The 15,615-nt window shown below is 41.1% G+C and carries 9 protein-coding genes; all 9 read right to left on the bottom strand.

What is annotated here, in order from left to right; all coding sequences use genetic code 11:
- Positions 1–67 precede the first annotated feature (67 nt).
- The 9 genes from CJF29_RS11425 to CJF29_RS11385 all read right to left on the bottom strand — a co-directional run bounded on the left by CJF29_RS11425 (position 68) and on the right by CJF29_RS11385 (position 15,605).
- Positions 68–958 carry an endonuclease/exonuclease/phosphatase family protein gene (locus CJF29_RS11425; RefSeq protein WP_176553180.1) on the bottom strand — a complete coding sequence of 297 codons (891 nt, stop codon included), beginning with the start codon at positions 956–958 and terminating at the stop codon, positions 68–70.
- An 11-nt stretch (positions 959–969) separates the two neighbouring features.
- The gene (locus tag CJF29_RS11420; protein WP_099147395.1) at positions 970–3,132 is read right to left on the bottom strand and encodes a hypothetical protein; all 2,163 of its coding nucleotides are present in this window, start codon (positions 3,130–3,132) and stop codon (positions 970–972) included.
- 17 nt (positions 3,133–3,149) lie between these two features.
- Entirely contained in the window at positions 3,150–4,043 is an 894-nt protein-coding gene (locus CJF29_RS11415; protein ID WP_099147384.1) for an endonuclease/exonuclease/phosphatase family protein, read from the bottom strand.
- A 29-nt stretch (positions 4,044–4,072) separates the two neighbouring features.
- Positions 4,073–5,818, bottom strand: a complete 1,746-nt coding sequence (locus tag CJF29_RS11410; RefSeq protein WP_099147385.1) for a RagB/SusD family nutrient uptake outer membrane protein — start codon at positions 5,816–5,818, stop codon at positions 4,073–4,075.
- A 26-nt stretch (positions 5,819–5,844) separates the two neighbouring features.
- Entirely contained in the window at positions 5,845–9,345 is a 3,501-nt protein-coding gene (locus tag CJF29_RS11405) for a TonB-dependent receptor (protein WP_099147386.1), read from the bottom strand.
- A 201-nt stretch (positions 9,346–9,546) separates the two neighbouring features.
- A complete protein-coding gene (locus tag CJF29_RS11400; RefSeq protein WP_099147387.1) occupies positions 9,547–10,554 on the bottom strand; it encodes a FecR family protein in 1,008 nt (335 codons plus the stop codon).
- A 7-nt stretch (positions 10,555–10,561) separates the two neighbouring features.
- Entirely contained in the window at positions 10,562–11,182 is a 621-nt protein-coding gene (locus CJF29_RS11395) for an RNA polymerase sigma factor (RefSeq protein ID WP_099147388.1), read from the bottom strand.
- Positions 11,183–11,378: 196 nt separating this feature from the next.
- The gene (locus CJF29_RS11390; RefSeq protein ID WP_176553181.1) at positions 11,379–13,583 is read right to left on the bottom strand and encodes an alpha-L-rhamnosidase C-terminal domain-containing protein; all 2,205 of its coding nucleotides are present in this window, start codon (positions 13,581–13,583) and stop codon (positions 11,379–11,381) included.
- Positions 13,584–13,745: 162 nt separating this feature from the next.
- Positions 13,746–15,605 (bottom strand): right-handed parallel beta-helix repeat-containing protein, encoded by a 1,860-nt coding sequence (locus CJF29_RS11385; RefSeq protein ID WP_099147390.1) that lies wholly within the window; start codon positions 15,603–15,605, stop codon positions 13,746–13,748.
- Positions 15,606–15,615 lie beyond the last annotated feature (10 nt).

The raw sequence follows: 15,615 nt of genomic DNA, 5'->3' as shown, positions 1-15,615 counted from the left end.
GCTGTTGTGAATTCTTTTTTATTATCAGAAAAAGACGACAAATTTTATTGGGTATATTATCTTTCTCTTATTTCAATAATCCTTCCACCATTACAGGAAAATGATCTGAAGAGTACTTATTATACTTTATATCATCATCAATGGTGTGATAAGAAAGTATTTTTATTTTTGGAGTCACAAAAATAAAATCTATACGCTTAGCTGTTTTTCCAGTTTTGTCATAGGCATAAAAACTACCGGACGGTCCTTTAGGAGGCGTCAGAGTACATTTATATGAATCCAGTAATAAATAATCTTTCAGGAGAAGTTGTATCGGTTCTTCGTCCGGAGTGGCATTAAAATCACCGGTGCAAAAGGTCGGTTTACCTTTAGCGATTTTCCTTACCTGTTCCAACAACATGAACGAAGATTGTCGTCTTGCTTCTGTTGCTTCATGATCCGTATGCGAATTAAACACATAGAATTTCTTCCCAGTCCGGAGGTCTTTAAAATATCCCCAAGTGCAAATCCGACGACAACGTGCTCCCCAACCATAAGAAGGTATATCCGGAGTTTCCGAATACCAGAAATCACCATGTTTCAACACCTTAAAGCGATCTTTTTTATAGTAAATGGCACAATGTTCTCCTTTATTATCCCCGTCACGATCCCGACCGATATAAGAATATTCGTTCAGAATCATCATATCCTTTAATTGAGAGGTCCGTCCTTCCTGTATGGCAAACATATCGAATTTATTCCGTCGCACAACATCTACCAATGCGTTCAGACGGACTTCCCAAGCCTTATCCCCCTTGTCTCCTTTGGTACGGATGTTATAAGATGCAAGGCGAATAATATCTTCTGGTTTCGTCTTGTCTAAGTTGGAAGATTTTGCCGGAAGACCTCCGGCAAAAAGTAAAATCAAAAGTAGAAAATAATATTTCTTATTTATAGAACACTTCATATTACAAATCATTAAATATCAAATTATTTACTCCATTTAAATACCGGATAGCCGTTGCCTCCTTCTTTCCAAAGAGAAGAGTCCCAGTTTATGACAGTGTTTTTCAGCTCGTTAGCAGATTTAGCTACTCCCTGGAAACTACTACCGGACGGTGATGTCTCATCTGAAACGGTAAATGTAGCCTCTCCTGCTTTCAAAATCATACCGTCATAAGCATAGCAGTTTTCATAAGTAGCATTGGCAGTACCTCCGACTATACGTCCCACCTTTACTTTATCGGTACTAGCCAACATACTATTCCAAGCAATACAATTTTTTATGACTAGTTTACCACCATCCACTTTGCCGACTATACCTCCGGCATTTCCTCCACCTATGGCATTGATATCACCACTAGTATAACAGTTTTCAATACTGCTTCCACTGGCATTGCTATTCACCCTTCCGATGATTCCACCGGCTTTACCTGTATTGTTAGCAATTTGATCAATAACAGTAGCACTGGAATAGCAATTTTTGATATATCCCGAACCACCAAGTACACCGCCAATTCCACCTGCTGCTCCCGACCCCTTCAGTACTCCGGTAGTATAGCAGTTTGTTATCTTTCCAATATAATTCTCTGCGCCGGCAGCCAATCCTACATAACCAGCTATGATGCCAATACCAGTATTCGGAGATGAAATATTTGCATCCACAAATCCCACATTTCTACATTCTCCACACAATACCCCGAAGAAGCTTCTATACGTGCCTGACTCACAAGTAAGGTTTTTAATTACATGATTGCGTCCATCAAAATCAATCCATTTATGGTAACCATTAGCATCATTTAGAGGCGCCCACTTGATCCCTTGCATGTCAATATCCGCACTCAAGACAAAATAAGTCGTTTGTTTTTCAATGAGGGCTTTACTCATATTCTGAATATGGATAGCATTAGCAATCACATAAGGGTTATTTTGAGTTCCGTCTCCATTGGCAAAATCTCCTTCCGGTTCGTTGTCATGTCCTCCATAACTAGCGTAATCTCCTCTATCCAATTGCCACTCTAAAATAGGGAATCCCATATCTATATTCCCAACATTATGCCATGGAGTTCCCCAATTGGCAATGCTATTCTGCAAAGTCAGAGTACTTTCGCCCACTCCATCATATTTTCCTGTCGAAACGGAACCTGCATTATCTTCCGGAGTAAATCCTGTACAAATCATATCCTCCCATGCATAACATTCAGATGCGACAGGGTCTGCCTGAAATCCACTTTCACCTTGAGATAAAGCTCCACTGATACGTCCTGATTTGGCAGCAGGTCCCGTTATTTTCCAGTTCCAGGCAACACAGGCAGTTATTTTAGCTCCTTCGGAAGGAAGGGCAGCAATACCGCCCACAGAATTGGCTCCGATTAATACACCTGTAGAATAGCAATACGACACCTCACTATTTTCAAACATAGAGCCTACAATTCCTCCACATTCATCTCCCGTGGATATTACTTCTGCCGTGGAATAACAGTTTTTGATGTAACAAATTTGTCCCCCATACGGTCTTCCCATACGGGAAGCTATCCCACCGGCAAACTTTCCTTTCACACTTCCGGAAACATAACAGTTTTCTACTTGTCCCGTCTTCCCTACAGCATTCGGGAATTTCACTCCGATATATCCACCGATAACTCCTGCCCCACTATTAGCGGATGCTTCTATATGAGCATTATAAAAACCGACACTCTTACATGTTCCGGCCAAAATACCGAAGAAACTGGCATACGCTTTATCCGTACAGGTAAAATTCTTTATAATATGGTTATTTCCATCAAAATAGATATAATAGTCACCGTCAGGGTTCAATGGATCCCAATTAGATACAGACTTCATATCAATATCAGCTCCCAATTGGAAATAAATCATCTTTCCTTTCACCAAAGCTTCACTCATATTCTGAATCTGTGTCACATCCATGATGAGATAGGGCTTGCTCACTGTTCCGTAACCTTTTTCAAAAAGACCGCCTGCTCCGTCACCCTCGTCTCCGTCATCTATGTCTGTGTTCCTATCCGGCGGAATACGGCTATAGGAATCCATTGGATTAAAATCAGAGCATGAGAAAGACAAAACAGCCATCCATAAAATGGTCCAACATCTCATTACCGAGATCACACTTATATGATAAAATTTGTTTTTCATAATCTTCATTTTTTATTTTAGATTTCTGCTACGATCACCATAGGATAATGATCGGATAAAGAACTGACAATAGTGCGGGTAGAAAGCACCGTAGCATGTTTCACAAAAACAAAATCAATTCTGGTCTTTTTAGAAGGAAATGTAAAGAGAGCTCCATGCTGAACGGCCGCTTCCCGATACGCATCTTTTAATATACCACTTTGACAAATCGTAGTGGCTATTTCGGGAGCATCGGGAGTAGCATTAAAGTCGCCGGTACAAAATGCGGGAGTATTGTCTTTTGCTTTATCGGAAACTGCATCCACCAGCATTTGACATGCGTGTTTTCTGGCATTATCAGCCAAAGGCATGTGAGTTTCAAAAAGATAAAATTCTTTTTGAGTCTTGCTATCCTTGAATTTTCCCCATACACAGAAACGTTTGAAATTAGTTTCATCCCATCCGTTGGAAGGAATTTCCGGAGTTTCGGAAAACCAGAAACGTCCGGCATCCAGTAATGTGTAGCGGCTCTTCTTATATAAAATGCCACTCATCTCTCCTGCCTTGTTATCGTCATTTCCAGTGTCACGACCATAAGCGAGAATCTGATAATCACTCGCAAGTTGAGTTCCTAAGTAGGAACGTTGTTCCCAACTGGCTTCTTCGAATCCACAAATCTCAAAATCGTAGTCTTTGATTAATTGTGCCACACGTTCCCGGCGATTAGTCCATCCTGTACCGGTCTCCACTTGTAAATTATAAGTTGCTACACGCATGGACGTTTCAGTCACGGGGTCTTCGTCTTCCTCGCCATTTCCTGTATCCCACGTGAAATCAGGATAGTACAATGAATTGTCTTTATTATCTTCACAACTGCTGGCAAAAACAGAGAATATGAAGGAAATCAATGTGTATATTACTATCTTTTTCATAAATCTATTATTTATATCTTTTATACTTGTTATTCATTCCATCCCGGATTTTGGGTTACAACACCGTCAGATAGTGTTATTTCCTGTCTTGGTACCGGATATAGATAATCACGGTTCTCATTCCAAGTACGGTCGATCCAGCTATAGCACAACAAATTACCATAATTACCTTCTGACAATGAGGTGCCGCTTCCATCGGAAGCCAATTTTACATACGTCACACTTCCAACATTGGGCTGAGAAGATGTGGTGTAGAAACAGACATCATTTGTTCCGTCTCCGTCAATATCATACGCTTTGTTGATAGCTGTGGAAGGAAGATAAAACCCTTTAAAGGATTGGGCCATACATTGTCCCTCTTTCCAGCGCATCAGATCATAATAACGGAAACCTTCCATGACCAACTCTATCGCACGTTCCCGGCGGATTTCCAGAATCACCCCTTTATTATCTCCTGTGACATTCACATAACCGGTTTCCGGAGCACACATATAAGGGTCCGGAGAAAGGTTTGCTGCGTTCATATTCAGTTTTCCCGTAACTCCTGCACGTGTTCGTAATTTGTTTACCGTATTGTCGATATCAGTTTGCGTCAGTGTGCCTAATTCTGCCTTTGCTTCGGCATAGTTCAAATAAACTTCTGCCAATCTGAACAGAGGAAGGTCATTGCTTGAATCACCTGTATAGCTCATATTATCATTTGCATATTTCAGCAGGTGGTATCCGGTCATCGTGACATTCATGTTTATATTTGAAGTACGGATTGTTTGCGCTAAACGCGGATCACGATTGACTATTTCATCCTTGAACTCCATTGTTGCATAATTGGGCTGGTCGGTGAAACGGTTGCCGTTCTTCATTAAATAATAATTGACCAGTTTTTTCGAAAGTCCGGGGCGACCTAATGTCGGAGAATTCTCAAAAGCCTGTACTTTATGAACCAGACTCAAATCATTATTATAATCCCTTGCCAATATGATTTCCGCATCAATCGCATTCTCGGATTTAAATAAATTACGATAGGATTGTGAACCGGATTGATATAATGAATATCCTCCTGAAGCAGCCATAATTTCATTAGAGGCACTCACACAGTCATTCAAATATTTTTCATAATCACCCAATCCATGGTATTTACGATAAGTACCTTCAAATAATCCTACACGTGACTTCAATGCCTGGGCAGTCCACCAGGTTACACGATAAAGTTCTTTTGTCCGATTGGTTTCTTTAAAAACCTCTATGGCAAAATTAAGATCTTCCATTATCTTTCCCATCACAAATTCGCGTGAATTTCTGGCTTTGTATAAATCAGCATCATCCGAGCCAAGTACTTTATCATACCAAGGTACATCCCCAAAACGTTTCACCTTTTCAAAATAGAAATAAGCACGGAAGAAGCGTGCCAGGGCTTCATATTTGTCGCGCACTTTCTGGTCTTTACAGTTTCCCAGATTATCCAATAAAAAATTAATTGATCGCAGTGCACCCCAACTCCATCCTCCACCCGTTTCCGGAATGACACGTTGTCCACTCACTTCATCGTCCAAAGGTGATACGATCAATACATCAGCATTATCCTTGTAAATATCGCCATCACCCGGGAAGTTATTCGAATAGAATTGATTACTGTACAACTGTAATTGCTCTTCATTCGTAAAATAATCCTTAGTCGTCAAGCGATCTTTCGGATTTATATCCAATATGCTTTCACAAGAAGCAAATAACAACGACAGCCCAACAGTCGCCCACAATGTATATTTCATTATTTTCATACTATATTCCTTTATATTCGTTATTATCAGAACGTTATATCTACACCAAAAGAGTACGTCTTTGCCCAGGGATAAATATTCGCATCACTTTTACTCGTTTTCCAGCTGTTACTTGCCGATGCTTGTTCCGGATCAATATAATTGGAATGTAGCTTAGTGAATGTCAGCAAGTTCTCACCACTAAAGTAAACACGTATTTTCTCGAAACCTATTTTAGAAAGCCATTTATCCGGCAATGTGTAACCAATAGAAAGATTCTTCAACCGACAATAAGCGAGGTTCTGCAAATACTTAGTATTAACCACTGCTAATTCACGATTACTCCCGAGAGCCACATATCCTCTGGGACGTGGGAAATACGCATCTGTATTTTCTTCACTCCATACCTGACTCATGAAATCGGAAGGAATAAAACTAATGTATGGTCGGGAATAAGGTCCCCAAAACATAGACGTTTCAGCACCAGGATACCAATTTTGTTTGCCAATGCCCTGAAAAAGAACTGAAAAATCAATTCCATACCAATCTGCAGAGATTCCGAAATTATAATTATAGCGCGGCAATGAGTTACCAATCACTTTCATATCTTTCCGGTCATTAACCGATGTTGTCTGTTCAATCTTGTTGTTACCATCCAAATCGACAAATTTGAGGTCACCGGCATGAAGTCCATTATCCAAAGCGCTTGCATTAATCATTTGGTTAACGAACGATTGGTCCACTTTATAATTCTTCGCTTCTTCATCCGTTTTAAAATATCCGTCTACTACGTATCCCCATATTTCGCCTAACTGCTGTCCTTCGTAAGGATCAGTCAGTGTCCGGTTAGGATTATCATATTTCGTCACTTTGGAAGTATTATCTCCGATACCAGCCATTATCCGGTAGTTGAAAGGCTTGCTTGCCAAAGTAAAACTATCTCCCCAAGTAATAGATGCTTCCCATCCTTTCGTACGCAAGTCTGCCACATTCATTCTGGGAGAAGAGGCACCATATACGCCAGGCAAAGTCTTTCCTGCCATCAACATATCTTTGGTATCACGAATATATGCATCAAAAGATACATTCAAACGGTTATTAAGAAAACCCAAGTCCAAACCTATATTTTTTGTGATTACAGTTTCCCAGGTCAAATCGGTAGAGTTTGGAGCTGACTCATAGGCATAATCGCCTTTTGTCGTACCTCCGAAAGCATAGTTCATTACCGCTCCGGTATTAATCAGTTGCAGATAGTCATAATAACCTACCGTTTTCTGATTTCCTAATGATCCGTAAGATAGTCTTAGTTTCAGATTGCTTACATAGTTTTTGGCTTGTGTAAAGAAGGCTTCTTCACTGACACGCCATCCGGCAGAGAATGACGGGAAGAAACCGAAACGATGTCCTCGACGGAAGCGGGAACTACCGTCATAACGTCCGCTGGCTTCAAATAGATAGCGGTCTTTATATCCATAATTCAAACGATAGAAAAAACCAAGAATCGCATATTCCTCTTGTCCTCCCGTTATGGATATATCATCACCTTTTGCCAGGTTAAAATCATCGAGAGATTCAGAGAGTAACCCGTTACGTTTCATTCCCAATTTCTTGAAATACTTATAATCATAGTTACCTCCCACAATGACCTTTACAGAATGTGCATTTGCGAAGGTATTGTCATACGTTCCGTATAAGTTGAAAGTTTGGCGTATCTGGTTGTTTTGTATTTCCGACAAATAGTTGCCTCTGGTACGTCCGTTATCCATTGTGATTGTTTCTCCCGGATTTCTGGAGTATAATACATCTACGGAACGATTCAAATTCTGCTGGTTGTAATGCGCCCAGCTGTAATTTGCACGAACCTCAAAATGCTTGATGGGTTTCAATACGGCCTCGAACGTAGTTACAAACTCATATTCACGATCCCGGTTATGGTGACCGCCATTCAATAATACGGCACTAACACCATCTGCTACTTCTCCTGTATCTGTCAGACCTGTTCTGTAAACCAGAGTTCCATCCGGATGCATCGGCACAATACTTGCCAAAGCGTGCCTCCCAGCTCTGGTGAAAACGTCATTTACTCCCGATAGTCCCGGATAAGTATATTCAGAATGGTAATAGGAAGTATTGTTACTTAATTCAAACCAGGAAGTGATATTGGCAATGATTTTCGAACGGAACGTATATTTCTTAAAACGGTCCGGATCTATTCTGATAATTCCTTTCTGATTATAGTAGTTGCCTGATAGCATATATTTCACCTTTTCGCTCCCTCCTGAAACTGTTAAGTTATGCTCCCAAGTGGGACGGGTATTATCAAACAAACAATTATACCAGTCAAAGTTGCCGTAATATTTATACTCTCCATTTTTTTCTACTACCCATGGACGAGAAGGATCTTCCACTTTATCATTACGGCGAATCCATAATTCATGGTAATCCTCTTGGGAATAATGTGTATAGGGGACGCCCTGGTATGTTTTGTAGAACATATCATTGATACCAGCCGAATAATAACCACGCGTCTCAAAGTCCGTAGAAGTTGTCGTTTCACCAAAACTAAAACGACCGTTATAGCTGACATTGGTCTTGCCTACCTTTCCATTCTTTGTTGTAACCAAAATAACCCCATAAGCAGCACGGGCGCCATATACGGCGGCAGCCGAAGCATCCTTCAAAACACTGATGGATTCTACGTCATTGGGATTTACCTTATTTATATCTCCCTCAATTCCATCAATGATAGTCAGTGGTGCTGCATCCGCACTAATTGAGTTGACACCACGAATATTGAAACTTCCCCCTTGTCCGGGACGTCCCGAACTAAAGTTTACGTTCATATTCGGTACAGAACCTTGCAGAAGCTGTGATAAGTTGGCAGCAGAACGAGTCGTTAGTTCGTCACCCGAAACTACGGCAACGGCACCGGTCAGATTTACTTTCTTTTGTGTACCATATCCCACTACCACCACTTCTTCCAGTGTCTTACTATCTTCGCGAAGAACTACTTGGGACAGATTTTTGCTGGTAGCAGTGTAATTAGCCGTAATATATCCGATGTATGAGACTGTAATCATACTGCTTTCGGGAACATTAGCCAAAGTATAACGTCCGTCTACATTCGTTATTGTACCCAAAGAGCTGCCTTGCACCATCACACTGGCGCCAATAATCGGCTCTCCTTTCTCATCGACTACCCGGCCGGATATATTTCTTTTGTTCGCATTACTGGTCTGTTGTTCAGAATCCGTAACTTTCTCCTTCAAATAAATTTTTGTTTTTCCGATCTCATAGTTTACGTTTGTACCGAGAAACAAATCATTCAGAACTTTAGATAGTTCCTGATTCTTTGCTTCTACCGTCACTATTCGATCCGGATTGACGATCGTACGGCTATAAGCCACCGTAAGACCAGTTTGCTGTGTAATAGCAGAGAATATCTTCTCCAGCTTTACTTGTTTAAGATTCATTGTCACCTTTTGGGCAGAAGCGGAAACGCTTATGATTATCCCCAGCAACAATACGAGCAGAACTTTGTGTTTCATACTACTTGCTTTGATTAAAGTTAAACTTAGATTTAAAATCTCATTTATGCTTAGTAGACACACAAGTCAAAAAAGCGGGTGAGAGAAAAAAGAGTTTTTTTGCATAAGCCTAATTTATTTCATAACATTCTTATTCTAAAACAGTAAAGGCTGCGTATATACACAGCCTGTCCTCATTCTATTATTTTATCCAGTATATTCTTACTTCTTTCCGTCCTGTTTCATTCGGACTGTCACTTCTTTCCGGACTTCATCATATTCAAATTTTACCGGCGCAATCTTTTCCAAATCCTGAAGCACCTTCTCCAGTATCGTATTATCCGAGGTCAACGTATATACATATTTCGATGCCTGCTCATCCTCTATCTTAAAGTTTACATTATACCAGCGGTTCAGAGCCTTGACTACTTCTGTCAGAGGAGTATCTTTAAAAGAAATCACATTGTCTTTCCACATTGAGACTTGCTTTGAATGATCGTTCTTGATTATCCGGCACTGGTCACTTTCTTTATTATATATCAGTCTTTCACCCGGCAGTAACGGGTATTCTTTTGCAGAGGAGAGAGTCAGATTTACATGTCCTTCATCCAAACAGATCACAATATCTTTATTCTCCGGGTAGGCTTGTACATCGAAAGAAGTACCCAATACATGAATGGAAGGTCCGTTCAGATTAACAATAAACGGACGTTTTTTATTCTTGGCTACCACGAAATAGGCTTCTCCTACAAGGAAAACTTCCCGCTTACTCAATCCGAACTTTTTAGGATACTTCAACCAAGAATCCGAATTGATATAAACTCGTGTCCCGTCTTGAAACATCATCTGTATCCGCTCTCCTTTGGCAACACGAATTTCCTCATACTCCGTAGTGCCGAATAAATCCACCCGGGAATTGATCTGTAAATAAAGACCTATCAGGAAAATAACGGGAATCAAGATTGCAGCTACACGGAAGCAGAAACGTTTGATCTGTTTACGTGATATGCTCTTTTGGATTTGGTGGTACATCTTTTCTGAAGGTATAATATGGTTCACATATATTTCTGCCGTTTCGGCACTTAAACATTCTGCCTCCCGGGTCATCACAACATCCAGATAAGTGTTCCCTTCTTTTGTGGCAAACCATTCCGCCACAAACTTTGCATCCTCCGGTGTAGCAACTCCGGCAAGCACTTCTTCTATTTGCTTATCAGTGGGTCGATTCATTCTCTTTTTATCTTAAATAGTGGACACTCAAATATGTCATTAGTGTGACAAAAGTAACAATTATTAGCATTTTACTTAAATGAATACGTAGCATTTTCAATGCTTCCGAATAATGCGTTTTGACTGTATTAACAGACAGATTCATCCGTTCGGCTATTTCCTGATTCGTTAGTTCCTCTTTCACTTTCATCAAACAAATACTACGTTTCTGTGGCGAAAGCATATCTACCGCTTTATAAAAAGAGGCCATCAATTCTTTCTTCTCCAGATTTTCTATCAAATTATCTTCGTAGACAGGCGTCGATTGTGCTATCTCATAGTTCTTGCTGATTGCACTATTTTCATTACGAATCAGATTTAAGACATGATTTTTCGTCATAGTGAACAGATAGTTCTTAAGGCTGATTCCTACATGTAGTTCCGACCTAAATTCCCATAAACGGGCAAAGACATGTTGCACTACATCTTCTGCCATGTCTGCATTCATTAAATAACGGTAAGCTAATACATATAGCAGCTTATGATATCTGTCATAAGCCTGTGTAAAAGCTCCTTTATCTCCTTTTTCTATGAAGGAAAAGAGCTTCTCGTCATCTGTATTAGTGTATTGAGCTGATTTATCTAACATTCCTTGGATTTTGTTTAATTGTTTTTCCAAAAGAACAAAAGGCGTATTACAATTATGTGTCTTTCACGAAACAAAAGTAGTAAAATTTAGAAAAGGTGATGCATATTCCAATAAAAAAAGTCCCTGATTAACAATTCCTCTTTTCAAATGAGGAACCGTTAATCAAGGACTACTCCACTAACTAATTAACAATGTATTATAAATGATAGGTAACAATTCTTTCTTCGGGTGAATCGATCCAGAGCCGCCATACTCCTTCCGACACTTTCTCCGGTGTTCCGATATTTGCTTTGGGGGAACGACGACTTTTGATTGTCAGATAGCCTTTTCCTTCTGTTGCTTTCACTTTCATCGTTTTGCTGTTCATATAGACATGGATATTGCCATTCGGAGTGGGTACAGTGCCTTCCATCCATTTCAATCCTCCCAACACAGGAGCAATAGCAAACTCTTTATATCCTTCTTTTACAGGTTTTACTCCCAAATAATATTTGCCCAACAGGTAGATAGGACTCGCTCCCCAGGCATGGCACAAACTCTTTCCATAAGGACGGCCATACATGGCAAGATGTTGCGTTCCGGTTTCTTCCGGGTTATATTTTTCCCAGAAGGAGGTAGCTCCTTCCTTCAACATTCCACCCCAATAGCTTTTCATTTCTTTCATTACAGCATCCTGTTCGCCAAGAGCACAAAGTGCTTCCAGTTCGTAAAAACGCATATAGGGAGTTGTTATTTTCAGAATACTGTCATTCAACAGAACAGACTGTTTTATGGCTTGTTGCTTATCTTCATTCAAATATTGAAAGAAGACAGAAAACATATTCGCATAGCGGGTGACCGCATCACTTTGCTGACCGTTGACGCAGTTATGTACAAATGCCTGTTTCTGATTATTCCAGAAGGCAGGTTCTAACTTTGCTTTCAACGCAGCAGCCAGCTTCTCGTATTTCTGTTTGCCATTGGCATCTCCAACCAATTCCGCACACAAAGCCATCGTTTCCAGACTTCTGCAAAATAAGATTTGTTCAAAAGAGAGTTCGCCTTTTTTATCCAGATAGCCGTCTGCCCAGTCCACAAAAACCCAGTCGCCAGTCATGCCTTCTACCATGCCATTCTTATTGGTACGTCCTAACACGTAATCCATCATAGTTTGCATACGCAGATATAGTTGGTTGACAAAATGGTGGTCGCCACTATACATATAATAGTCATATACGCTAAGGAACCAGTAGAAAGTATAGTCCATGATCGTATTACTATGACTGGTCACAGGGTCCTTGCCACGAAGCAACCAGATTGTACGTTTGACGGATTCGTTGTCAAAGAAAAGATAGTAGTTCATCAAATAACTTTGGATGGCATCGCCACTCCATACCCAACGGTCGCGTTTGATACCGTCAATGAAGAATTCGCGGGTAGTGAGATGCATGGTGTATGCGCCAACTTCCCAAATACGATTCAGTTCTTCATCATTGCAACGGAAACTTCCGCGGTATTCTTCAGGAAGATATTCATATTGCATGGAGACTTCTCCAATCTGTACACCCGGCTCGTGAGTTACATAGACATAGCGGAAGGCTTTACTGTTCTCCAATGTATATTCATTTTCAGAATTACTCAAGGGAGAAGTGCTGCGGATGGCGAGGTTGGTCACTTGTCCCGGTTCGAGCAAGAGTTTGTCCAATGTTTCGCAATATGCTTTATCTTTTGCTTCTTCCGGGCTTTCACCATAATAAATTTCTATTTTTCCTTTTCCGGAAAGATTCTTCAATGTGATAAACCCGAATGTTTCTTTTCCAAAATCATAAAGAATACCTCCTTCGGACTGTTCTGACTTCGTAACAGGTTGCTGCGGTTCACGCATCAGACTGAATTGGGAAGGACGTTGGGTAGCTCCGTCAAAGTTCCAGCATCCGGCATCCATATAGATAGTGGCAGATGTGTCACTGGCTTTTCCGCTCTCGTCAATCCATTCTTTATCTTCGTAAGTCACACGCCAGGAAGAGTCTGAATTCACTGTTTTTCCCTTCACATAAATAGTGGGAGGAGTAGCCTGATTCCAGACTTTGATGTTCAGATTATGTTTTCCGGCCGGAAGCAACATGGTTTCCGGCATACCGAACTGGAGCTTTCCATCCAGTTTGACGTTGTACTTTCCTTCGGCAGCAATAAAGATCTCTTCCGGCTCGGAAAGATTCAGTTGCTTGCTGAATTCTACGACAACATAATGACTGTCCGTTTTCCAAAAAGGAGGAAAAAATGCACCTCGTTCCGTACGACGGTTATTCATTTGATTTCCCAACCAGATTTCGTAGTCTCCCGGATACCATATCCAGGTCTGGGCAAATGTGCTGCTTGCCAAAGACAAGGCACTAAGCAATATCATGTATTTCTTTTTCATTTTTCTTTCTATTACTAACAAACTGAATCGTAAGAAATAATTCGTTCCACAGTGGTTGACGTTTAGTTCCACATCTGTTTTCCTTTAGTTCTACAATTGTTTTCCTTTAGTTCCATATCTGTGGAACGAATCACGTATTACAGTTAAATGACTTGTCAATACCTACTGGATATTTAGTAAATCCTTATATCCTGCTTCCAGTCCCGCACGTTCACGAATAACACTATCCACTTTCGGGCCATTGTTTTCCCATACATTTCCCGGACCATTGGCATTTTGCAGATACTTCTCTCCTTCTGTCCAATTATCACGTACAGTAGTAAAGGAAGAACCTTCATCCGTATAAAGATAGAACCAGTGATTAGGATCGTGTACATACCCCGGCTTATAAATACTATGCACGCAATTCTCCGTTACATAACTTTTCGGCTGCGAACCGAGTGTGTAAATACCTGCCACATCATACATGTGTTTCGCATAATGATGAATCAGATTGGCATGTACTCTGTTATTACGCATACAATTCACAGTTTGCGTCCATCCCCAACCAAGGCTGATGCCACTATAAGGCACTTCACTGATTTCATTATGCTCGATATTGACGTCCCCTACATATCCCGCAGCAATGGCAAGACATCCCCAATCTTCATTGCCTATTTCCGTGAAATAGCAGTTATTGATTTGTTGCTGTGTGCATACTTCCCGACGATCAGCAGGATCGTATGGCAAATGCGTTTCATGGGCAGCCGGAGAAAAACTGCCGACTAACAGACCATTTCCGGCAATATCGCGGAAGAGACAGCCACGAACAACACCGCCTTGCACCGCTTCTTCATAATCCAATCCGGTTGAGCCTAAATGCTCGAATCGGCAACGTTCGAAATCAATCTGCCTTGCAGCAACCACACGAACAGCAGCTGCGGGACGTCCCAACCATCCTTGGTTATCCAACGGATGATTCAAGTAGTTCCGTTGCATTTTCGGATCAATCCGGTAACCATCTGTCAGATACATACCTGCCTGAAGAGGTACATGTCCTTTTTCTGACGGACGCATCCACGTAGTATAGGAAAAAGTAATTTTCTCAAAACGAATATGACACACAGGACGATCCAAAGTTCCTTCCACCCGTACTAATGTCTCAACAGCAGGCACGATCACTTCCGCCTCCTGCATCTTCTCTCCTTCCCGTGGATAATAATATACTTTACGGGCATCTATATCATGATACCATTCTCCGGGTACATCCTGCAATTCGCGGGCATTTGTCAGATAGAAAGCAGAATTATGTCCGTCCGTCGTCACCATCGGACGCGGCCAGGGATGCTCAAACTGAATCCGGCTTTCCGGTTGATGAAAACGTATTGCCGCGCTATCTCCCTGCACTTCAACTGAACGAATCCGAAGATTGGCAACACACCACATCTGATGTAATACCATCTCGGCATATTTAGCTTTCAAATTCCCTTTATTATCAATAAGTCTGCGAATGGAAACTGCAGGTACATAAAGAATTTCATTCTTCTCATCCACACTGCAAATGCGATTCATCTTTTCGAAATCCTCCACATCACGGGCACGAACTGCCTTTTTTCCATTCACCCACAACTGGCGGAAATCCAATGGACGTCCATTAAATACCGGTACATCTGCCACCCAAACTTTCCCTTGCTTCTTCCAGCCATTTATGCTGATTCCTCCACTCAATATCACTTTTTCATCGCCTACCGAACGAATGATTGTGGGCGATTCTTTGGTTCCGCTATCTTCCGGACGGATAAAAACCGGTTCATAGAAGGCATAGGTTCCACCTTCCATATAGATTGTAATTCCACCTTGAATACGATTATCCTCTGTCCTGCGCCATTCTCGTGCTTGTCGTAAGGCAGAAGTCAGCGTGGCTTTAGGAGATTGACAAGTTCCGTCGTTGAAGTCACTGCCCTTGGGAGAAATCCATATCTCACCGGCCAATAGCCAGTGACTGCACAAGATACATATAGCCGTTACAAATAACTTTTTCATGATTTTTTTC

The organism is Bacteroides celer (assembly GCF_002632415.2).
In the GTDB taxonomy this organism is placed as follows: Bacteria; Bacteroidota; Bacteroidia; order Bacteroidales; family Bacteroidaceae; genus Bacteroides.
Note: the sequence above shows the minus strand (reverse complement) of the source record. Positions and strands in the feature narration are given on the sequence as shown.

What these genes read in the sequence shown, in the direction of transcription:
- CJF29_RS11425 (WP_176553180.1), bottom strand. Translation starts at nt 958, where the DNA reads ATGATTTGTAATATGAAGTGTTCTATAAATAAGAAATATTATTTTCTA.
- CJF29_RS11420 (WP_099147395.1), bottom strand. Translation starts at nt 3,132, where the DNA reads ATGAAAAACAAATTTTATCATATAAGTGTGATCTCGGTAATGAGATGT.
- CJF29_RS11415 (WP_099147384.1), bottom strand. Translation starts at nt 4,043, where the DNA reads ATGAAAAAGATAGTAATATACACATTGATTTCCTTCATATTCTCTGTT.
- CJF29_RS11410 (WP_099147385.1), bottom strand. Translation starts at nt 5,818, where the DNA reads ATGAAAATAATGAAATATACATTGTGGGCGACTGTTGGGCTGTCGTTG.
- CJF29_RS11405 (WP_099147386.1), bottom strand. Translation starts at nt 9,345, where the DNA reads ATGAAACACAAAGTTCTGCTCGTATTGTTGCTGGGGATAATCATAAGC.
- CJF29_RS11400 (WP_099147387.1), bottom strand. Translation starts at nt 10,554, where the DNA reads ATGAATCGACCCACTGATAAGCAAATAGAAGAAGTGCTTGCCGGAGTT.
- CJF29_RS11395 (WP_099147388.1), bottom strand. Translation starts at nt 11,182, where the DNA reads ATGTTAGATAAATCAGCTCAATACACTAATACAGATGACGAGAAGCTC.
- CJF29_RS11390 (WP_176553181.1), bottom strand. Translation starts at nt 13,583, where the DNA reads ATGAAAAAGAAATACATGATATTGCTTAGTGCCTTGTCTTTGGCAAGC.
- CJF29_RS11385 (WP_099147390.1), bottom strand. Translation starts at nt 15,605, where the DNA reads ATGAAAAAGTTATTTGTAACGGCTATATGTATCTTGTGCAGTCACTGG.